We start from the raw sequence: 20344 nt of genomic DNA, 5'->3' as shown, positions 1-20344 counted from the left end.
GGGAGCTCCTCAGAAGATCGCGCGCATCAGCTCGCTCCAGAGCCGGCGCAGGACATCGACGGCCAGTTGCTTGAGGAAGTCGGCGAAGGATTCCGGGCCGCCGCGGGAGAATTCCTGCGGCTCGGGCAGCGCCATCGCCTTGGCCTTGCTCGCCTCGGGCAAAGCCGGGAACACGTCGAGCCCCGCCGTCTCCCGCAGGGTCGCGAGAGAGACCGCGCGCCATTCCGCGCCGGCCGCATTCGGCACGAGATAGGCCCCGGCCTCGCCGGTGCGCGGATCGTAGATCGCCTTGAACATCTGGGTCGGCACCAGCACCCGTCCCTTGATCGCCCCGACCGAGCGGCCCTCGAAGATCGGGCCGGTCACGACGAAGATCTCGCCGCGCTCGCTGGCGAGCCGGCGCACGCTTTCCTCGATCGCCGCCCACAGGCCGCGGTTCACCGCCCGGTTCTGCGGCACGATGTTGGCCAGGCTGAAGGATTCGGCCTGCGCGACCGCGCTCGGCATGTCGCCGGCCGGGGCCAGATGGCCGCGGTCGTAGCCGCTCCGCAGGTAGTCGGCGAGGCTCGCGCGGTCGTCCTCGGGCAGGCGGTCCTCGTCGTGGAAGGCGTCGGCCCGCTCGACCCTTCGGGCGGCGGACACGCTCCGGCGCGTCAGCCGCTCGGCGGCGTAGAGCGGCGTGCGCGACACGCCCGAATGGAGCACGGCGAAGGCCTCGAAGCAGAGGGGGACGGCTCGGTCGGCGAGCTTCGGGTTGGTGAGCGTCGGCGCCCGGCCGTCCGCGAACAGGGCGCGGCAGGCCGGCGCCTCCGGCAGTGCTTGGGACTCCGGCAGGGCTTGGGATGCCGCCGCGTGCGAGACAGCGACAAGGAGAAGGGCCGGAACGAGCGGACGCAGCACCATTGCCGGCCTAGTAGCAGACCCGGACGCGGCGGGGGCCGGACGGCGTCTCGCGCCAGCGGAAGCCGCAGGGGCGCCCGAGCGGATCGATCAGCGGGCGGATGTCACGGTCCGGCGGTCCCGGCGGGCGGCGGCAGCGGACGTCGTCCGAGCAGCGTGCCGCGCCGGGCCGGGGCCTGCCGGCATCCGCCGCCCAGGCCGCACTTCCACCGATCAGGGCGAGCGCCAGCGCGACCGTGGCCGGTAACGTTGCGGCGATAGGCATCGGGTGGCGGCCTCGGGGATGAGCGGGCAAGATGTTGATCAATGCAGCCTTCATCCATAATTGAGGGCGCGTCACGCGTGAAATCGTGGGGCTGCCTTAACTCTGAAGGCAGACGAAGCGGCCGAATCCACTGAAAGACGCGCCGCTGTTGCAGCAAGATCATGGTATCCCGTGATCGGTTTGCGCTAGAATGATCGTTCATATGTCCCGGGGAAAGCTGTTTCCGGGGAGGCGGGCGAAATCCGAAGGCAGGCCGCGTTCGAGAATTCGGACGTGTGCCCCTGCAGGAACTGCCCTGCCGACGGGAACGCATTGAGAGACGGGTGAAGGCCTTGGCACTAGCGGACACGACGATCCTTGAGGGTCTTGAGACGCCGGATCGTCTCCGGCTTCTGCCGGAGAGCGAGCTGCAGCGGGTGGCCGACGCGGTGCGCGCCGAGATGATCGACGCCGTGTCGATCACCGGCGGCCATCTCGGCTCGGGCCTGGGCGTGGTCGAACTGACGGTGGCGCTCCACCACGTCTTCGACACCCCCGACGACCGCATCGTCTGGGACGTCGGACACCAGTGCTACCCGCACAAGATCCTCACCGGCCGCCGCGACCGCATCCGCACGCTGCGCCAGGGCGGCGGGCTGTCCGGCTTCACCAAGCGTTCGGAGAGCGAGTACGACCCCTTCGGCGCGGCCCACTCCTCCACCTCGATCTCCGCCGCGCTCGGCATGGCCGTGGCGCGCGACCTCGAGGAGGCGGACGCCAAGGCCAAGGGCGGCCCGGCGCCCAAGCGCCGCAACATGATCGCGGTGATCGGCGACGGCTCGATGTCGGCGGGCATGGCCTACGAGGCCATGAACAATGCCGGCGCGCTGCACTCGCGCCTGATCGTCATCCTCAACGACAACGACATGTCGATTGCGCCCCCCGTCGGCGCGATGTCGGCCTACCTCGCCCGGCTCGCCTCCGGCGGCACCTACCGGTCGCTGCGCGAGACCGCCAAGCAGCTCGGCAAGCTGCTGCCCAAAGCGCTCTACCAGCGCGCGGCGGCCGCGGAAGAGTACGCCCCGCTCGCTGATCGTCGGCGGCGGCACGATGTTCGAGGAGATGGGCTTCCACTATGTCGGCCCGGTCGATGGGCACAACCTCGACCACCTGCTCCCCGTTCTGAAGAACGTGCGCGACTCGGATCAGGGCCCGATCCTGCTCCATGTCGTCACGCAGAAGGGCAAGGGCTACGCGCCGGCTGAAGCCAGCGCCGACCGCTACCACGGCGTGGTCAAGTTCGACGTGGTTTCGGGCGTGCAGGCCAAGGCCAAGGCGAACGCCCCGGCCTATACCCGCGTGTTCGGCGAGAGCCTGATCAAGGCGGCCGATGCCGACCCGAAGGTGGTGGCGATCACCGCCGCCATGCCCGGCGGCACCGGGATCGACCTGTTCGGCAAGGCGCATCCCGACCGGACCTTCGACGTCGGCATCGCCGAGCAGCACGCGGTGACCTTTGCCGGCGGCTTGGCCACCGAGGGCTACAAGCCGTTCGTGGCGATCTACTCGACCTTCCTGCAGCGGGCCTACGATCAGGTCGTGCACGATGTCGCGCTACAGAACTTAGCCGTGCGGTTCTGCCTCGACCGGGCGGGTCTCGTCGGAGCGGATGGCGCCACGCATGCGGGCGCGTTCGATCTGGCCTATCTCTGCTGCCTGCCGAACATGACGGTGATGGCGGCGGCCGACGAGGCCGAGCTGGTGCACATGGTGGCGACCTGCCACGCGCACGATTCGGGCCCGATCGCGCTGCGCTACCCGCGCGGCGAGGGGGTCGGCATCGAGTTGCCGGAGACGGGCGTGCCGCTGGCGATCGGCCGCGGCCGCGTGGTGCGGCGTCCGGAAGGGGCGCGTGTGGCGCTGCTCTCGCTCGGCACGCGCCTGTCGGAGGCGCTGAAGGCGGCCGACGCGCTGGAGGCCGAGGGTATCGCGGCCACGGTGGCGGATGCGCGCTTTGCCAAGCCGCTGGATGCCGAGCTGATCGTCGGTCTGGCGATGAGCCACGAGGTTCTGGTGACGGTCGAGGAGGGCTCGGTCGGCGGCTTCGGGGCGATGGTGCTGCACCTGCTGGCCGAGCGCGGCGTGCTCGACACCGGCCGGGTCCGGGTGCGCACGCTGACGCTGCCGGACAGCTACCAGGACCACGACAAGCCGGAGAAGATGTACGCCGAGGCCGGGCTCGATGCCGAGGGCATCCTCAAGGTTGTCCGCGCCGCCCTGCCGGACCAGAAGAAGGGCAGCCGAACCGGGCGCCTGCGTCTGGCTTGAGGGGTCGGGTGCTCGAAGGCCATTGCCTGAAGAGCGCCTCGCCCCGCGCTTGAGGTTGAGAAGCGCGGTGCTTGCTGCACCGCCTCATCAGTGAGACAAGCGCCGCGCCGTCGGGCCCTGAATCGGGTGCGTTGACGGAGCGGCGTTTCCCTTTGCCCGCTGGTCCTAGGACCAATGGGCGAGACCACCCGTGAATCACGCGAGCACGATGACAGAGCCGACCCAAAGCGGCCCGTTCCCAGCGGGGCCGGTGTTGATCACCGGTGCCAGCGGCTTCCTCGGAGCCGCCCTGGTGGACGTCTTCCGCGCGGCCGGCTTCCGCGTGCGCATCACCGTGCGTGCCTCATCGCCCCGCACCAACCTGATCTGGCCCGATGTCGAGATCGTCGAGGCCGACATGCGCGACCGGGCAGCGGTGGCGAGCGCCATGCGCGGCCAGCGCTACCTCGTCCACGCCGCGGCCGATTACCGGCTCTGGGCGCCGGACATGGAGGAGATCGTCCGCACCAACCGCGACGGCACGCGCATCCTGATGGAGGAGGCGCTCAAGGCCGGCGTGGAGCGGATCGTCTACACATCGAGCGTTGCGACCATCAAACCGCACGACGACGGCACCCCGGCGGACGAGACCCGGCCGCTGACGCCGGAGACCGCCATCGGCGCCTACAAGCGCAGCAAGGTCGTGGCCGAGCGCGTGGTCGACGAGATGGTGGCCCGTGACGGCCTGCCCGCCGTCATCGTGAACCCCTCGACCCCGATCGGCCCCCGCGACGTGAAGCCGACGCCGACCGGCCGCATCATCCTCGATGCGGCGCAGGGCAAGATCCCGGCCTTCGTCGATACCGGCCTCAACCTCGCCCATGTCGACGACGTGGCCGCGGGCCATCTCCTGGCCCTGCGCAAGGGCCGGATCGGCGAGCACTACATCCTCGGCGGCGAGGACGTGATGCTGGCGCAAATGCTCGCCGACATCGCCGCCATCGTCGGCCGCAAGGCGCCGACGACGCGGCTGCCCTACGCGGTGATCTACCCGATCGCTTTCATCTCCGAGCAGATCGCGCGGGTGACCGGCAAGGCGCCGCTCGCCACCATCGATGGCGTGCGCATGTCGAAGTACCGAATGTTCTTCTCCGACGCCAAGGCGCGGGCGGAACTCGGCTATTCCGCGCGGCCCTACCGCCGGGGCCTTGAGGATGCCATCGCGTGGTTCCGTCAGGCGGGGTACATGAAATGAGCGCCGCGCTTCAGACCGCCAGCGACGCCCGCACCGGCAAGGGCCAGCACGACGAGAACTTTCCCGTCGCCTCGCACCTGATCCACCCGCGCTACCGCGGCGCGATCCTCGCCTTCTACAATTACGTGCGGGCCGGCGACGACGTTGCCGACCACACCGGGCTTTCGCCCGAGCGCAAGATCGCGATGCTCGACGCGCTGGCCGACGCGCTGACCGGCAAGGGCGGCTCCGACCCCACGGTCGAGCCGCTCAAGCGGGAACTCGCGGCCCATCGCCAGCCGCCGACCCACGCGCTCGAACTGCTCGACGCCTTCCGCATGGATGCGCGCAAGTCGCGCTACGCGGATTGGGACGAGCTGATCCACTATTGCCGCTACTCGGCCATGCCGGTCGGGCGCTTCCTGCTCGACGTGCACGGCGAGGATCCGGCGCGGGTCTACCGGACCTCCGACGCGATCTGCGCCGCGCTGCAGGTGCTCAACCACCTTCAGGATTGCGGCAAGGATTTTCGCGATCTCGACCGGGTCTACATCCCCCTCGACGTCATGCGGAAGCATGGCGCCGACGTCTCGATGCTGGGCGCCGACCGGGCGAGCCCGCAACTGCGCGCGGTGATCCGCGAACTCGCCGAGCGCACCCTGGTGCTGCTGGACGAGGGGGCGCCGCTGCCGAACCAGATCGACGACCTGCGCTTGAGCCTGGAGATCGCTGCGATCCATCGCCTCGCCGTCGTCTTGACGAAGGGGCTGCTGACCCGCGATCCGCTCAGCGAAAAAGTCCATCACGGCAAGGCCGCCTTCGCGCTCACCGCGCTCGGCGGCATCGCCGCCACGCTGGTGCGCCGCCCGTTCCGGTCGCGTGCGCCCCGTCCCGCCCCCGCCGGAGCCGGCCGATGAGCGCCACCGCCACCCCGATGCCGGGCGAGACCCCGGAAGCAGCTGCCCTGCCGGCCGCCGGCTCGTCCTTCTACACGGCGATGCGCCTGCTGCCGAAGGAACGGCGCGAGGCGATGTATGCCGTCTACGCCTTCTGCCGGGTCGTGGACGATGTCGCCGATGACGGCGGCCCGCGCGAGGTCCGTGCGGCCGAGCTCGACCGCTGGCGCGCCGATATCGACGCGCTCTATGCCGGCCATCCCCCTGCGCGGGTGAAGCCGCTCGAAGAGCCGATGCGCCGCTTCGACCTCAAGCGCGAGGATTTTCAGGCCGTGATCGACGGCATGGCGATGGACGCGGAGGAGGACATCGTCGCCCCGTCGGAAGCCAAGCTCGACCTCTATTGCGACCGGGTCGCGAGCGCCGTCGGGCGGCTCTCGGTGCGCATCTTCGGCATGCCGGAGGCGGACGGAATCCGCCTCGCGTGGCATCAGGGCCGGGCGCTGCAGCTCACCAACATCCTGCGCGACATCGACGAGGATGCGGAGCGCGGGCGCCTCTACCTGCCGATGGAGAAATTCCACAAGATCGGGCTGATGAACCCGACTCCGCAGAGCGCGCTGGCGCATCCGCGCCTCGGCGAGGTCTGCGCGGCGGTCGCCGCGGAAGCGGAAGAGCATTACCGCCAGACCTGGGCGATCATCGAGCGCAGTCCGCGTCGCGCCACCAAGGCGGCCCGCCTGATGGCGGCGGCCTACCGGCTCTACCTCGACGCCGTGGTCAAGCGCGGCTGGGCGGCCCCGCGGGCGCGGGTGAAGCCGGGCAAATTCCCCCTTCTCCTCGTCGCTTTGCGCCACGGGATTCTGTGATGACGGGTACGGTTCACGTTGTCGGCGCCGGGCTCGCCGGCCTCTCGGCGGCGGCCTCGCTGGCGGAGGCCGGCAGCCGCGTGGTGCTGCACGAAGCCGCCAAGCAGGCGGGTGGGCGCTGCCGCTCCTACTACGACCCCTCGCTCGGGCTGACCATCGACAACGGCAACCACCTGCTCCTGTCGGGCAACCGCTCGTCCCTCGACTTCATGCGCCTCATCGGTGCGCCGGCCAACGCCCTGACCGGACCGGACGAGGCGGTCTATGACTTCGCCGACATCCGCACCGGCGAGCGCTGGACCCTGCGCCCGAACGAGGGCCGCCTGCCGTGGTGGGTGCTGCGGGCCGGCCGGCGCGTGCCGGGCACCCGTGCGCGCGACTACCTCGCGCCGGTCTCCCTGCTGATGGCCGCCTCCGGCAATAAGCCGGGCCAGAGCGGCACGATCGGCGAGAAGATGTCCTGCGAGGGGCCGCTCTACGAGCGGCTCTGGCACCCGGTCCTGCTCGCCGCGCTCAACACCGAGCCGCGCGAGAGCGATGTCGGGCTCGCCGCCACCATCCTGCGCGAGACCTTCGGGGGGGGCGGGCGTGCCTGTCGGCCACTCATCGCCGTCGAGGGCCTGTCCACGGCCTTCGTCGATCCGGCCCTGCGCTACCTCCAGAGCCGCGGTGCCGAGATCCGCTACGGCCGGCGCCTGCGGGCGCTGACGCTCGGCCAGGGCCGCATCGAGCGCCTGGACTTCACCGACGAGCCGACGGTGATCGGTCCCGACGACGCGGTGGTCATGGCCCTGCCGCCCTGGGTGGCGAGCGAACTCCTGCCCGGCACGCCGGCGCCGCAGGAATTCCGCTCGATCGTCAACGCGCATTTCGCCGTGCGCCCGCCCGAGGGCGCTCCGCTGATGCTCGGCGTCGTCGGCGGCTTGACCGAGTGGCTGTTCGCCTACCCGGACCGCTTCTCCGTCACCATCAGCGGCGCCGACCGGCTGCTGGAGGAGGGCCGCGAGGATCTCGCGCGCCGTATCTGGACCGAGATCGCAGATCTCAACGGTCTTGCACGAGATTTGCCCAACTGGCAGATCGTCAAGGAAAAGCGTGCGACGTTCGCGGCCACGCCCGCGGAAGCCGCGCGCCGCCCCGGCGCGGCGACGCGCTACCGGAATCTGGTTCTCGCCGGTGATTGGACGGAGACGGGGCTGCCCTCAACCATCGAGGGCGCGATCCGATCCGGCACAAACGCCGCGCAAGCCCTGTTCCGCACCGGGATGTGCGGACGGGCACAGGCACAGGGAGTCGCTTGAAGGATATGACGACGGCATCGAGACAGTCGAACGAGGCGAGAACGATGCGTGAGGCGGCCGTAAGCAAGGTCGAGACGCTGCAGCGTCCCAAGACCCGCGACGTGTCCCTCGACGACGTGGAGCGTGGCGTCCAGAGCGCCACCCGCGCCCTCACCGAGATGACGCAGGCGGATGGCCACATCTGCTTCGAGCTCGAGGCGGATGCGACCATCCCCTCCGAGTACATCCTGTTCCACCAGTTCCGCGGGACCGAGCCGCGGCCCGGCCTCGAGGCCAAGATCGGCAACTACCTGCGCCGCACGCAGTCGAAGGTGCATGGCGGCTGGGCGCTGGTGCATGACGGCCCGTTCGACATGAGCGCGTCGGTGAAGGCCTACTTCGCCCTCAAGATGATCGGCGACGACATCGAGGCGCCGCACATGCGCGCCGTGCGCAAGGCGATCCTCCAGCGCGGGGGCGCGGCCAACGCCAACGTCTTCACCCGCATCCTGCTCGCGCTCTACGGCGAAGTGCCGTGGGCGGCGGTGCCGGTGATGCCGGTGGAGGTGATGCACCTGCCGAAGTGGTTCCCGTTCCACCTCGACAAGGTCTCCTACTGGGCCCGCTGCACCATGGTGCCGCTGTTCGTGATCCAGGCCAAGAAGCCGCGGGCGAAGAACCCGCGCGGCGTCGGCGTGGCCGAACTGTTCGTGACGCCGCCCGATTCGGTGCGGACCTGGCCGGGCTCGCCCCACGCCACCTGGCCGTGGACGCCGATCTTCGGCGGCATCGACCGCGTGCTGCAGAAGACGCAGGACCACTTCCCGAAGGTGCCGCGCCAGCGCGCCATCGACAAGGCGGTCGCCTGGGTCTCCGAGCGGCTGAACGGCGAGGACGGTCTCGGCGCCATCTTCCCGGCCATGGTCAACTCGGTGCTGATGTACGAGGTGCTGGGCTATCCGCCCGAGCACCCGCAGGTGAAGATCGCGCTGGAAGCCATCGAGAAGCTCGTCGCCGAGAAGGAGGACGAGGCCTATGTCCAGCCCTGCCTGTCCCCGGTCTGGGATACGGCGCTGAACAGCCACGCCATGCTCGAAGCCGGCGGTCACCAGGCGGAGGCCAATGCCCGCGCCGGCCTCGATTGGCTCAAGCCGCTCCAGATCCTCGACATCAAGGGCGACTGGGCCGAGACCAAGCCCAACGTGCGCCCCGGCGGCTGGGCGTTCCAGTACGCCAACCCGCACTATCCCGACCTCGACGACACCGCCGTCGTCGTGATGGCGATGGACCGTGCCCAGCGTCAGCACGGTCTGGTCAGCGGCATGCCGGACTATTCGGAGTCGATCGCCCGGGCCCGCGAATGGGTCGAGGGGCTTCAGAGCGCCGATGGCGGCTGGGCGGCGTTCGATGCCGACAACAACCACCACTATCTCAACCACATCCCCTTCTCGGATCACGGCGCGCTGCTCGATCCGCCGACCGCGGACGTGACCGCCCGCGTCGTCTCGATGCTGTCGCAGCTCGGCGAGACCCGTGCGACCAGCCGGGCGCTCGACCGCGGCGTGACCTACCTGCTCAACGACCAGGAGAAGGACGGGAGCTGGTACGGCCGCTGGGGCATGAACTTCATCTACGGCACGTGGTCGGTGCTGTGCGCGCTCAACGCCGCCGGGGTCGATCCGCAATCGCCTGAGATCCGCAAGGCGGTGGCGTGGCTCATCCGCATCCAGAACCCGGATGGCGGCTGGGGCGAGGATGCCTCCTCCTACAAGCTCAACCCCGAATTCGAGCCGGGCTACTCGACCGCCTCGCAGACGGCCTGGGCCCTGCTCGCGCTGATGGCGGCGGGCGAGGTCGATGATCCGGCAGTCGCCCGCGGCGTCAACTACCTCGTGCGCACGCAGGGGCAGGACGGGCTGTGGAGCGAGGAGCGCTACACCGCGACCGGCTTCCCGCGGGTGTTCTACCTGCGCTACCACGGCTACCCGAAGTTCTTCCCGCTCTGGGCGATGGCCCGCTTCCGCAACCTGAAGCGGGGCAACAGCCGGCAGGTGCAGTTCGGCATGTGATTTTTTGGGAGTTTTCCCGAACCTCAGATCAGCGGCGCGGGAGCATCCCGCGCCGTTTTCGTTTGTGTCGACCTTTACGCTGGAGGAAGCCCGAAGCTGCAAACTCGCGTTCTGGCCACATCCTAATCAGCATGACCATATGAGGGGCCGCTTCCGATTTTTTACGGACCTCACGATTCGACGCCGATCACTCCATTCCGGCAGATTATGGCGACTGGACCAGAACGACGGCGGTCAAACAATGTCCATGCAGGATCGCCTTCCGACGTCATGAACGACGCGACGTGTAGGTTACCCGTCAACGACAGCGTCACTTCCGGTATGCGGCCGAACGTCGAGAGGTCTTGTACCGATCGGCCGATGAGGCGCGCGAAGGTTGAGGGCCACAGATCCTCATCGCTCCAACTACCGCAGGCGATGGACGGCCCCTCCTCGATCCGCCAACTCCACTCGATCATCAGACCGATTTCGCCTTCGGGCTCGCCGGGCATTCCGTCATGGCGATACCTCGGAGTTAGCGCACCAAGCTCGATGAACAGCGCCGAACCGTGTCCGCGCCAGACGCGCGAAACCGGCAGCCCATGAGCCGCAGCGCGGAAGTGCTCAATCCAATCCGTCATACGGCCGATCTTGGCGAACTTGGGAAAGTCCGCAAACCACCCACACCACTCCTGTACACGGTCAAGCCGGTTGGGCTCTGCCCCAATGCGGTTACAGACGCATTCCGGGTCCTTACAGTCGTCATCCCCGAGTCGCATTGCGGCATCCGGAAACCACCCGTGATGCGTTTCCGCAGCTTGGTGTCAAGGTTGGGCCTGATTCCCGGTCCGCCTTTGGTGGCCCGGAATGGCGGTCATTGGGTTGCGTGAGCGACGCCACATTCGGAAGACCTGAGATCGCAGCCTGGGACGAAGCTCGTCCCGTGCACCGACCCTTCCTCAAAACGAGCATGCGAGACGACCGTTGATTCCCTGGGAGCACCTCGATACCGCCGCGATCCCCGGTGAGGCGGGCAGCTTGCGCCTGATGCGCCGGGGCAGCGAGTTCTCGATTCAGCTCGACCGCAACGAACTCATGAACAGCCGTCTCAGCGGCTCCGAGGAGGCGCTGGCGCGGCTCTCGGCCGAGCGGATCGCGGGGGTGAAGACGCCACGCGTGCTGATCGGCGGCTACGGCATGGGCTTCACCCTGCGCGCCGCCCTGAGCCTTCTGCCGGGCACGGCGCAGGTGAGCGTGGCCGAGATCGTCCCGGCGGTGCTCGCCTGGGCGCGTGGTCCGATGGCGGAGCTGACCGGCGGCAGCCTGGATGACCCGCGGGTCTCAATCCGTGAAGCCGACGTCGCCGCGGTGATCCACGAGCGTCCGGGCGTCTGGGACGCGATCCTGCTCGATGTCGATAACGGCCCCGACGGCCTCACCCGCAGCGCCAACGACCGTCTCTACGACGCCGCCGGCCTCGGTGCCGCGCGCGCGGCTTTGCGCCCCCGCGGCGTGCTGGCGGTCTGGTCGGCGCATCCCGATGCCGCCTTCAGCCGGCGGCTCGGGCAGGCGGGGTTTTCGGTCGAGGAGGTCGGCACCCGGGCGCGGGGCAAGCGCGGGGCGCGGCACGTGATCTGGCTGGCTCGGCGCTGATCCTGAGAGCAATCCCGATCGCAACCTCATCCTGACGTGCCACCGCTCCGCGCCGGCACCTCGGGATGAGGGGATGGATGGGATATGGGGGAGGTTTACGCCCCCCGGCGCGCCATCAACTGCTCGATCAGCGTCGCGCCGGTTTCGAGCGCGGCCAGCTCTTCCACCATCGTCGCGACCGTCTGCGCGATCTGCTCCGGGGTGTGCTCGGAGGTCATGAAAAAGCGCAGGCGGGAGGAGCGCTCCGGCACCGCCGGATGGATGATCGGCTGCACGTTGATGCCGCGCTTGAACAGCCGGTCGGACAGGGTCACGGCTTTGAGCGAATCGCCGATGATGACCGGGATCACCGCAAGTCCGAGGCTCGTGCCGGTGTTGAGGCCGTGCTTCTTGGCCAGCGCCAGGAACTGGTTCCCGTTGCGGCGCAGGCGCTCCACCCGCTCGGGCTCGGCCTGCATCACCGAGAGCGCGGCTTCGGCCGCAGCCGCCAGCGGCGGCGACATGCCGACGCTGTAGACGAAGCCGCCCGCGGTGCATTTCAGGTACTCGACCAGCACCGAAGGACCGCAGATGTAGCCGCCGCAGGAGGACAGCGTCTTCGAGAGCGTGCCCATCCAGATATCGACGTCGCCGGCATTGACTCCGCAATGCTCGTGCAGCCCCGCGCCGGTGCGGCCGAGAACGCCGAGCCCGTGGGCGTCGTCCACCATCAGCCAGCAATCGTAGCGGCGCTTCAGCTCGATGAAGGCGGCCAGATCCGGCGCGTCGCCGTCCATGCTGTAGAGGCCCTCGATCACGATCAGCGCGCGGCGGTGCTCGTGACGCGTCGCCTCGAGCAGCTTCTCGAGCGAGGCCGGGTCGTTATGGGCAAAGGAGCGGCGCTGGGCGCCGGAGAGTTGGGCACCCGTCACCACGCTGTTGTGGATCAGCGCGTCGTGGAAGATCACGTCCGGCGCTTCCAGGATCGCGCCGATGGCGGTGACGTTGGTGGCGTGCCCGCTCACCAGGACCACACAGGCTTCCGTGCCGTAATGGGCGGCCAGCGCCCGCTCCAGCTTGAGGTGCCCGGGCCGCTCGCCCGCGACAATCCGGCTCGCGGAGGCAGAGGTGCCGAAGGCCTCGATCGCCTTGCGCGCCGCACCGCTCACCGCCGGGTGACCGTTGAGGCCGAGATAGTCGTAGGACGAGTAGTTCGAGAAGGCTTGGCCCTCGATGCGGGTGTTGGCGCCCGCACGGGTCTCGTGCACCCGGAAGAACGGGTTGCCGAGGCCGATCAGGTCGGCGGCCGAGCGCTGCAGGCGCAGCTCCCGGTAGCCGGTCAGCTTCTCGAAATCCTGCGGCGAATCATTGGCCGGCGCCTTGGTCTCGGCGAGAGCGGGGGAGGGCCGGGCATTGGTGCGGCCCAGCCGGTTGGTGACGAAGCTCGCGAGCGCGGCCCGGCCGTCCTGCGGGCGTGACGGCTGGGTCATGGCAAGATCTCTTTGATGTCCGAAACGTTCTTCTCGACGAGTTCGTTGAACGGCATGAGCGTGGCGGCATCGAGATCGCCGACATGCTTCGTGGCGAGACTCAAGGTCACGCCCGCCGCCTCGTCCACCGGCGTCGCCACCGCCTGGATCAGGGTTTCGGTCAGCTCGTTGACGGTCAGCCCCGAGGAGATGCCCGCGGGCGGCGCGTCGAGAGCGAAGCGCTCCTGAAGGCTCGCCCCCAGCTCGACGCCCATCAGCGAATCGAGGCCGATTTCGGAGAGCTGGCGCACGCGGCTGATGTCGTCCTTCGGCAGGCGCAGGATGCGGGCAATGTCCTCGACGATGGCGTCGGAGACCGTCTTGCGGACCGCGTCGATATCCTGGCTCCGCAGCAGCGCACCGATATTGATGGCCGCCACCGTGCCGGACTCGGCCTGCTGGTCGCCGCCGAGGCTGGCATAGCTCGGCGAGCGCAGGGTCGCGAGGCGTTCGCGGGCCTTGCCCCAGTGCATCGCGGCGATGGCGATCACGCCCTCGTCGCTTGTCTTGCCCTGGCTCTCCAACGCCTCAGCCATCAGGTCGAGGCAGAGGCGGGCGTCCATCGGCGTTACGCCGACGCGGGAGGCCAGCGTTTCCATCACCGCCTTGTTGCGGGCGAGCACGCCGACATCGCCGATGGCACCCCAGGCGACCGCGAGCGCGGGCAGGCCGAGGCGGCGGCGCTGGCGTGCGACGCCTTCCATGAAGCCGTTGGCGGCGACATAGGAGCCCTGGCCGGGATTGCCGATGAAGGTCGTGGCCGAGGAGAACAGCACGAAGTAGTCGAGCTTTCGCCCGCGGGTGGCGGCGTCGAGATGGCCTGCGCCGATCACCTTCGGCGCGATCACCGCTTCGAGCGTCTCCGGCTCGATCGCCGAGATCAGGCCGTCCTGAAGCACCATGGCGCCGTGGATCACGCCCGCGAGTTTTTCACCCCGAGCCTCGATGCCCTCGATCAGCGCCTCGACTGCCCGACGGCTGGTGATGTTGCAGGCCTTGGTCTCGACCCGAACGCCTTGCGCGGCGAGTTCGGCGACGACTGCGCGGCCCTCCTCGTTCGGCTTGCCGGAGCGGCCGACGAGGACGATGCGCTTGGCACCCCGATCCGCGAGCCAGCGGGCGGCCTCGATACCGAAGCCGCCGAGGCCGCCTGTCACGAGGTGAACGCCCTCGGCGCTCACCGTGAAGGCGTTGCGCTGGACCCGCGCGACCGAACCGGGCGCCGGCGGCGTCACGACGATCTTACCGACATGCCCCGATTGCTGCATCAGCCGGAAGGCGTCCGAGGTCTCGTCGGCGGCGAACGGCTGGTAGGGCAGGGGACGCAGGCCCCCCTCGGCGAACAGAGCCATTACCTCGCGGAACATCCGCGCGCCGTCCTCGCCCTGGTGCTGGAGCACCTGATCGAGATCGACGCCGAAGTAGGAGAGGTTCCGGCGGAAGGGCCGCAGCCCGATATGGGTGTTGGCGACGTAGTCGCGCTTGCCCAGCTCGACGAAGCGCCCGAACGGCCGCAGGCAGTTGAGCGAGCGCTCCATCATCTCGCCGAACAGCGAGTTGAGCACCACGTCGACGCCGTCGCCGGTGATGCGGCGGACATCGTCCACGAAGGCGAGCGAGCGCGAATCGAGCACATGCTCGGCGCCGAGCGCGGCCACCAGCGCGCGCTTCTCCCGCGAGCCGGCGGTGGCAATGACTCGCGCGCCCTTCCATTTGGCGATCTGGAGCGCGGCAAGACCCACGCCGCCCGCGCCGCCATGGACCAGCAGCCACTCGCCCTTGCGCAGGCGGGCGCAGGTGCAGAGCGCGTAGTAGGCAGTGAGGAACGCGACCGGCACGGTCGCGGCGGCGGCCGGATCGAGACCCGCCGGCATCGGCGCGACGACCATTTCCGGCACGACGACGTGGGTGGCAAAGCCCGATTGGGCGAAGGCGACGACGGCATCGCCGACGGCGAAGTCCACCACGCCTTGGCCGATCGCGGTCACCTGTCCGGAGACTTCGAGGCCCAGGCGCGGACCGGCAAAGCCGTCCTCCAGGATTTCCTCCGGGAGCATGGAGAGCGCCCAGAGCACGTCGCGGAAGTTGAGGCCGGTGGCCGCCACCGCGATCTCGACCTCGCCGGGACCGGGGGCGGCGCGCTCGGCCGGACCCCAGACCATCTCGTTGAGGCCGCCGGTGTTGGAACGCTCCAGCCGCGCGGCCGGAGCCGCCTCGCCGGCCGTGGTCGCGGCGCGGCCGGGATGGAAGCGCACGACGCGGGTGGCGTCGGCATCGAGCACGATCTCGGTCTCGTCGGTGCCCGACAGGATCAGGGCGCGCAGCCGCTCGGCAGCGTCCTTCGAGGACAGGGTCGGCGCGAGGTCGATCCGGCGCACGTCGAGGGTGGCCGTTTCGTTGGCGAGCGTCCGGCTGAAGGCCCAGACGCCAGCCTCGACCGCCGCCGCCTCGCCGCCCGCGTCGCGGGTGGCGCCGGGGGCGACCACCCAGAGGCGGGTCTGGCGGCTGCCGAGAAACTCAGCGCAGCGCTTCAGGCTGAGGCAGCGGTCGCGCAGCCGCGTCGCCGCCGCGCCCTCGCCGGCAAAGGCACCGGCCAGGAACACCACGGTGTCCGGAGTTTCGCGCTCGAGTTCCCGCAGCGACTGCTCGGAATCGAGGATGATCGAGACGTGGACGCCGCTCGCCACCAGCAGGGTCGCCAGCGATGAGGCCGTTTCCGCGCCGAACTCGTCATGGGAGCCGACCACGAAGGCGAAGCTCTGGCCGTGGCCGACCGCCGAGCGCACCGGGGCTTCGGCGACGAGCAGAAGGTCGTCGCCGTTGGCCGAGGCCGCACGGTCGGCGGAAACCCGCACGAGGCCCGACGCGCTGAGGCGGCGCTGCCAGCCGGTCACGTCGTCGAGGCGCGAGAGCGGCATGCCGGCGACCGCTTCCTCGAACCAGTCCGGCGCGAGGCCGAAGACGAGGTCGCGGAACAGCGAGGCACCGGGCTCGACCGCCACGAGCAACCCGCCCGAGGCGAGCGCGGTGGCGAGCTGTCCCGGCAGGGCCTTATCGGCACGGTGCAGCACGTCGCTGGCGAGAACGAGGTCGAAGGCGGCGGCCGGCAGAGCCTCAATGTCCTCGATCACCTCCACCGTGCTCGGCAGAGCGAGGCGGGCGCGTTCGGCCAGACGCCGGTCGGTGTCCAGCACGGTGAGCCGAGCATCCGCTTCGCGGGCGAGTGCGGCGGCGCGGGCCGAGAGCGGGCCGAACCCGACTTGAAGGATGCGCAGCGCCCGGTCCGACGGCATGCGGCCGCGAGCCTCGGCAACGATCCGCGCGACCACGTCGGCGGCGGCGCGAGCCGTGGCGCCGCGCAGATGGAAGGCGTCCAGAGCCGCCGGGGGCAGGCTGGCGGAGGCCGGCGCGTCGCCCGCCACGATCCGCCCGACCAGGGCGGTGGTGTCGGCGAGCAGCACCAGTTCGGCAGCCAGTTCCGGATGGTCGGCCGCGATCCAGCGCATGGTCTCTTCGGGCGCAGGAAGCGACACGTCGCGGCGCAGGCGCCAGACACCCTTCTCGAGGGTCGCGAGACCGCTGCTTTCCAGCGCGTAGAGGGCGTTGGTCGCCCAAGGATGCAGCGCGGCGGGCAGGCGGCGATCGAGGGTCACCTTGCCCTTCTCGGAGAGACCGTCGGCGAGGCGGTAGGCGAGCGCCGTCGCCCAGCCTTCCAGCAGCAGGTGGCCCGGTCCGAGATCGGCCGTGTCCGGTGCGGTCGCGGCGGCGAGGCTCGGGCGCAGCCGCTCGGCCACGCTCGGGCGCCGCTCCAGCGGCAGGGCCGTCGGCTCGGTGGCGCGCTCGACCCCTTGCGTGATGGCGTAGGCGTCGAGGTCGCTGCCGCTGCGGGCGCGCAGGGCCTGGAACCGGCCCTCGCGGATCGTCGCGACAACCTCGCCCTCGGCATCGGTCAGGGTGAAATCGGCCAGGATCGAGCGCTCGTTGCAGCGCCGGGTGCGGATCTCGGCGCGGGCGATCGCGGCACCGGGGCGCAGCAGGCGCACCTCGCCGAAGCGCACCGGCACGTAGGCCTTGGTGGCGCCCTCGCCCATCAGTTCGGCGAAGAGCAGGATCAGGCCGTGGAAGCAGGAATCGAGGCGCGCGGGCACGAGGCCGTAGCGGTCGTCGGACTCGGCCGGGATCAGCTCGGAGACGATGGTGGTCTCGTCGATGCGCGCCGAGGCCGCGACCTGCCGGAAGTTCTCGCCGAAGCCGAGGCCGGAAGCGAGCGCCCGGCGGTAGAGCCCGTCACCCGAAATCGCGTGCTCGGCCGGGACCGCGAGGTCGCGGCGAGCCGGCACGGGGAAGTCGCCCTCGATGATCTTGGCCGAGGCGTGGAGCTGCCACGGCGTCGGGGTCAGGCGGGGACGGCTGAGGATCTGGATCTGGTTGCCGGAGCCCGACAGGCGCACCAGCACCTCGCGCAAGCTCTCTTCGGCGAAGACCATCGGCGAGAGGATCTCGACGTCGGAGAGGGTCACGCTCTCCGTGCGAAGCGCCTGACGGGCGACGTGCAGCGCCATCTCGACGAAGGCCGCGCCGGGCAGGATCACCTGACCGTCGATGCGGTGGTCGTCGAGTTCGGGCACGAGTGCCGCGTCGAGATGGCCGTGCCATTCGAGGCCGTCAGGCGCGAGGCGCGCGCCGGCGAGCGGGTGGTAGGGCCGCGGCGCGGCGCCGGCGCCCTCGGTGGTCTCGGCGAGGCGGAACGGGCGGCGCTGCCAGGGATAGAGCGGCAGGGCGATGACGCCGGCCGGATCGGCACCGAACAGGCGCGCCTCATCGACGGCGGCACCTGCGACGAGGGCGGCAGCGACCGCCTTGGCGATCGGATCGCCGCCGATCGGCTTGCGGTGCATCACGCCGACCGAGGCCACCTCGATGGCGAGCGGCTCGATGGCGTCGCCGATATGCGGCAGCAGGGTCGCGCGCGGGCCGACCTCGACGAAGACGCGGGCGCCCTGGCGGGTCGCCTCCTGCAGCGCCTCGCAGAAGCGCACCGGCTCGCGGATGTTGCGCCACCAGTAGCCGGCGCCGAACTGCGCGCCGGGGAGCACCGTGCCGGTCACGGTCGAGACCATGGCAGTGTGGCCGGCCGAGGCCTTGAGCCCGTCGAGGTCGCGCAGCAGCGGACGCTCGGTCGGATCCATCAGGCGGCCGTGGAAGGGGTATTCGAGATCGAGCTTGCGCCCGCGGCGGCGCTTGCGCGCCAGCGCCTTCATCGCGGCCTCGATATCGGCCTCGGGGCCGGCCACCGTGATGGCCTTGGGGCTGTTGTAGGCGGCGATGTCGAGGGTGGGATAGTCGGCGAGGAACGCCTCCATCTCCTCGGCCGGTCCGAGCAGCACGGCCATGGTGCCGAAGCCGCGCGTCGATTCCTGGTGCTTGCTGCGGTAGAAGATCACCCGCACCGCCTGTTCCAGGCTCAAGATGCCGGCGGCCTCGGCCGCGGCGATCTCGCCGACGCTGTGGCCGAGCACGTAGCGGGGCGCGAGGCCCTTGGCGCGCAGGGCCGCTGTCGAGGCGCTCTGGATCGCGAAGATCAGCGGCTGCGAGACGCGGGTCAGAGAGAGACGCGCGTCGAGATCCTCGGCGAACATCGCTTCCTTGAGCGACCAGCCCGAGAGCTTCTCGAACAGCTTGTCGGTCTGATCGAAGCGGGCGCGGAAGGCCTTGCTCTCCTCATAGGCCTCGCGGCCCATGCCGACCCACTGGCTGCCGTTGCCGGAATAGACGAAGGCGACCTCGGCCTGGCGTTCGACCGCCGTGCCGACGATGGCGGCATCGCTCTCCTCGCCCTCCGCCAGCGCCCGCAGGGCGGCGGGAACGTCCGTCTCGGGGGTGAGCGGCAGGGCGAGCCGCGTGCCGAGGCGCTCGCGGCGATGGAACGCGGCCGCCGTAACGCGGGCGGCTTCGGCGGGCGCAGCACCGTCGAAGCGGGCGGCGTAGTCGAGGGCGAGATCGTTCAGGGCGGCGCGGCTCTGGGCGGAGAGCAGCAGGATCTCGGGCGCGGGGCCCGCATCGTTAGCGGCCGCGACCGGGCCTGCGTCGGTCAGCACGACGTGGGCGTTGGTGCCGCCGAAGCCGAACGAGTTCACGCCGGCGAAGCGCTCGGCCTTGGTGCGGGCGAGCGCCAGCGGCGCGCGGTTGACCGCGAGCTTCATCGCCTCGAACGGGATGTCGGGGTTCAACTCGGCCGCGTGCAGCGAGGGCGGCAGCAGGTCGTGCTCGAGCGCGAGGCTGGCCTTCAAGAGGCCCGCGAGCCCCGAGGTCGGCTCGGTATGGCCGATATTGGTCTTGATCGAGCCGATCGGCAGCGGGGTCTGGCGCGGCTTGCCGAGCTTGCTCCCGATGGCCCCGGCCTCGATCGGATCGCCGACGGGGGTTCCGGTGCCGTGCGCCTCGACGAAGGCGAGTTTGTCGAGATCGATCTCGGCGTCGCGGTAGACCTGCTCCAGCAGCGCGCCCTGCGCGTGGCCGGAGGGCAGCGAGATGCCGGTGGTGCGCCCGTCCGAGTTGACGCCGCTCGCCGCGATCACGCCGCGCACGGCCCGGCCGCTGCGGGCGGCGGCCTCGGCCGATTGCAGGATCAGGACGACGCCGCCCTCGGCGCGCACGTAGCCGTCGGCGCTCGACGAGAAGGCCTGGCACAGGCCGGTGCGCGAGAGCATCTGCGCATTGGAGAAGGAGATGAAGTTGAACGGGCTCGCCAGGATGTTGGCGCCGGCCACCACGGCGGTGTCCACCTGCCCCGATTCAATCGCCGCGATCGCTGCGTTGAGCGCGACCAGGGACGACGAGCAGGCGGTGTCGAGGGTGAAGCTCGGGCCCTTCAGGTCGTAGATGTAGGAGATGCGGTTCGAGATGATCGAGAGCGTGTTGCCGGTCGCCGCGTAGGCGTCGCCCGAGGACGGATCGAGAATGCGCAGGTTGCCGTAATCGAGCGCCGAAGCGCCGACGAACACGCCGATATGGCTGCCGGCGACCGCGGAGGGCCGCAGGCCCGCATCCTCGAACGCTTCCCAGGTGAGTTCCAGCAGCATGCGCTGCTGCGGGTCCATCTGCTCGGCCTCGCGGGGCGAGATGCCGAACACGCCCGGATCGAACGACCAGATGTCGTCGAGCACGCCGGCGGCCCAAGTGTAGCTCTTGCCCCGCTCCTGCGCGCGCGGATGCCCGAAGGCCTGCAGCGACCAGCGATCCTCGGGGATGCGTGAGACGGCGCAGCGCCCCTCCGTCAGGAGCTGCCACAGCCCCTCGACGTTTTGAGCCCCGGGCAGGCGGCAGGCGCGGCCGACGATCGCGATGTCTTTGCGGTGAGTCACGTCGATCCGTTTATGCTCGTGAAGCAGGGACCGGGGGTCCG

At 70.1% G+C, this 20344-nt stretch carries 11 protein-coding genes and 1 pseudogene; 7 read left to right on the top strand and 5 right to left on the bottom strand.

Annotation, left to right across the window (positions count from 1 at the left end; all coding sequences use genetic code 11):
* Positions 1-9 precede the first annotated feature (9 nt).
* Both M2437_RS23595 and M2437_RS23590 read right to left on the bottom strand, forming a co-directional pair.
* The gene (locus tag M2437_RS23595; RefSeq protein WP_253388830.1) at positions 10-903 is read right to left on the bottom strand and encodes a DNA/RNA non-specific endonuclease; all 894 of its coding nucleotides are present in this window, start codon (positions 901-903) and stop codon (positions 10-12) included.
* Positions 904-910: 7 nt separating this feature from the next.
* Positions 911-1165, bottom strand: a complete 255-nt coding sequence (locus M2437_RS23590; protein ID WP_012253483.1) for a hypothetical protein — start codon at positions 1163-1165, stop codon at positions 911-913.
* Positions 1166-1497: 332 nt separating this feature from the next.
* Between M2437_RS23590 and dxs the strand changes: the two are divergent.
* The 6 genes and pseudogenes from dxs to shc all read left to right on the top strand — a co-directional run bounded on the left by dxs (position 1498) and on the right by shc (position 9799).
* Positions 1498-3472: pseudogene (gene dxs, locus M2437_RS23585) on the top strand (1-deoxy-D-xylulose-5-phosphate synthase).
* Between the two features lie 208 nt (positions 3473-3680).
* Positions 3681-4706, top strand: a complete 1026-nt coding sequence (hpnA, locus tag M2437_RS23580) for a hopanoid-associated sugar epimerase (RefSeq protein ID WP_012253485.1) — start codon at positions 3681-3683, stop codon at positions 4704-4706.
* The gene (gene hpnC, locus M2437_RS23575) at positions 4703-5602 is read left to right on the top strand and encodes a squalene synthase HpnC (protein WP_056503966.1); all 900 of its coding nucleotides are present in this window, start codon (positions 4703-4705) and stop codon (positions 5600-5602) included. Before hpnA ends, hpnC begins: the two co-directional genes overlap by 4 nt.
* Positions 5599-6450 carry a presqualene diphosphate synthase HpnD gene (gene hpnD / locus M2437_RS23570; RefSeq protein WP_015950737.1) on the top strand — a complete coding sequence of 284 codons (852 nt, stop codon included), beginning with the start codon at positions 5599-5601 and terminating at the stop codon, positions 6448-6450. Before hpnC ends, hpnD begins: the two co-directional genes overlap by 4 nt.
* Positions 6450-7751, top strand: coding sequence for a hydroxysqualene dehydroxylase HpnE (gene hpnE, locus M2437_RS23565; RefSeq protein ID WP_015950738.1), 1302 nt, complete (start codon positions 6450-6452; stop codon positions 7749-7751). Before hpnD ends, hpnE begins: the two co-directional genes overlap by 1 nt.
* Positions 7752-7795: 44 nt before the next feature.
* Entirely contained in the window at positions 7796-9799 is a 2004-nt protein-coding gene (gene shc, locus M2437_RS23560; RefSeq protein WP_003604034.1) for a squalene--hopene cyclase, read from the top strand.
* A gap of 170 nt (positions 9800-9969) precedes the next feature.
* Here the strand turns inward: shc and M2437_RS23555 are convergent, their stop codons facing one another.
* Positions 9970-10419 carry a hypothetical protein gene (locus tag M2437_RS23555; protein WP_253388828.1) on the bottom strand — a complete coding sequence of 150 codons (450 nt, stop codon included), beginning with the start codon at positions 10417-10419 and terminating at the stop codon, positions 9970-9972.
* 343 nt (positions 10420-10762) lie between these two features.
* On the opposite strand from M2437_RS23555, the gene M2437_RS23550 reads away from it, so the two are divergent.
* Positions 10763-11431 carry a polyamine aminopropyltransferase gene (locus tag M2437_RS23550; protein WP_253388827.1) on the top strand — a complete coding sequence of 223 codons (669 nt, stop codon included), beginning with the start codon at positions 10763-10765 and terminating at the stop codon, positions 11429-11431.
* A gap of 95 nt (positions 11432-11526) precedes the next feature.
* Here the strand turns inward: M2437_RS23550 and M2437_RS23545 are convergent, their stop codons facing one another.
* Together M2437_RS23545 and M2437_RS23540 are read right to left on the bottom strand one after the other, a co-directional pair.
* On the bottom strand, positions 11527-12900 hold the full coding sequence (locus M2437_RS23545) for an aminotransferase class I/II-fold pyridoxal phosphate-dependent enzyme (protein WP_253388826.1): 1374 nt from the start codon (positions 12898-12900) through the stop codon (positions 11527-11529).
* Positions 12897-20303 (bottom strand): type I polyketide synthase, encoded by a 7407-nt coding sequence (locus M2437_RS23540; protein ID WP_253388825.1) that lies wholly within the window; start codon positions 20301-20303, stop codon positions 12897-12899. Before M2437_RS23540 ends, M2437_RS23545 begins: the two co-directional genes overlap by 4 nt.
* Positions 20304-20344: the final 41 nt, after the last annotated feature.

Source organism: Methylorubrum pseudosasae, assembly GCF_029504475.1.
Lineage (GTDB): Bacteria > Pseudomonadota > Alphaproteobacteria > Rhizobiales > Beijerinckiaceae > Methylobacterium > Methylobacterium extorquens.
This window is presented reverse-complemented; position numbering and strand designations above follow the sequence as displayed.

Bases quoted from the DNA above. Each gene is read 5' to 3' on its own strand.
- M2437_RS23595 (WP_253388830.1), bottom strand. From the start codon at position 903: ATGGTGCTGCGTCCGCTCGTTCCGGCCCTTCTCCTTGTCGCTGTCTCG.
- M2437_RS23590 (WP_012253483.1), bottom strand. From the start codon at position 1,165: ATGCCTATCGCCGCAACGTTACCGGCCACGGTCGCGCTGGCGCTCGCC.
- hpnA (WP_012253485.1), top strand. From the start codon at position 3,681: ATGACAGAGCCGACCCAAAGCGGCCCGTTCCCAGCGGGGCCGGTGTTG.
- hpnC (WP_056503966.1), top strand. From the start codon at position 4,703: ATGAGCGCCGCGCTTCAGACCGCCAGCGACGCCCGCACCGGCAAGGGC.
- hpnD (WP_015950737.1), top strand. From the start codon at position 5,599: ATGAGCGCCACCGCCACCCCGATGCCGGGCGAGACCCCGGAAGCAGCT.
- hpnE (WP_015950738.1), top strand. From the start codon at position 6,450: ATGACGGGTACGGTTCACGTTGTCGGCGCCGGGCTCGCCGGCCTCTCG.
- shc (WP_003604034.1), top strand. From the start codon at position 7,796: ATGCGTGAGGCGGCCGTAAGCAAGGTCGAGACGCTGCAGCGTCCCAAG.
- M2437_RS23555 (WP_253388828.1), bottom strand. From the start codon at position 10,419: ATGACGGATTGGATTGAGCACTTCCGCGCTGCGGCTCATGGGCTGCCG.
- M2437_RS23545 (WP_253388826.1), bottom strand. From the start codon at position 12,900: ATGACCCAGCCGTCACGCCCGCAGGACGGCCGGGCCGCGCTCGCGAGC.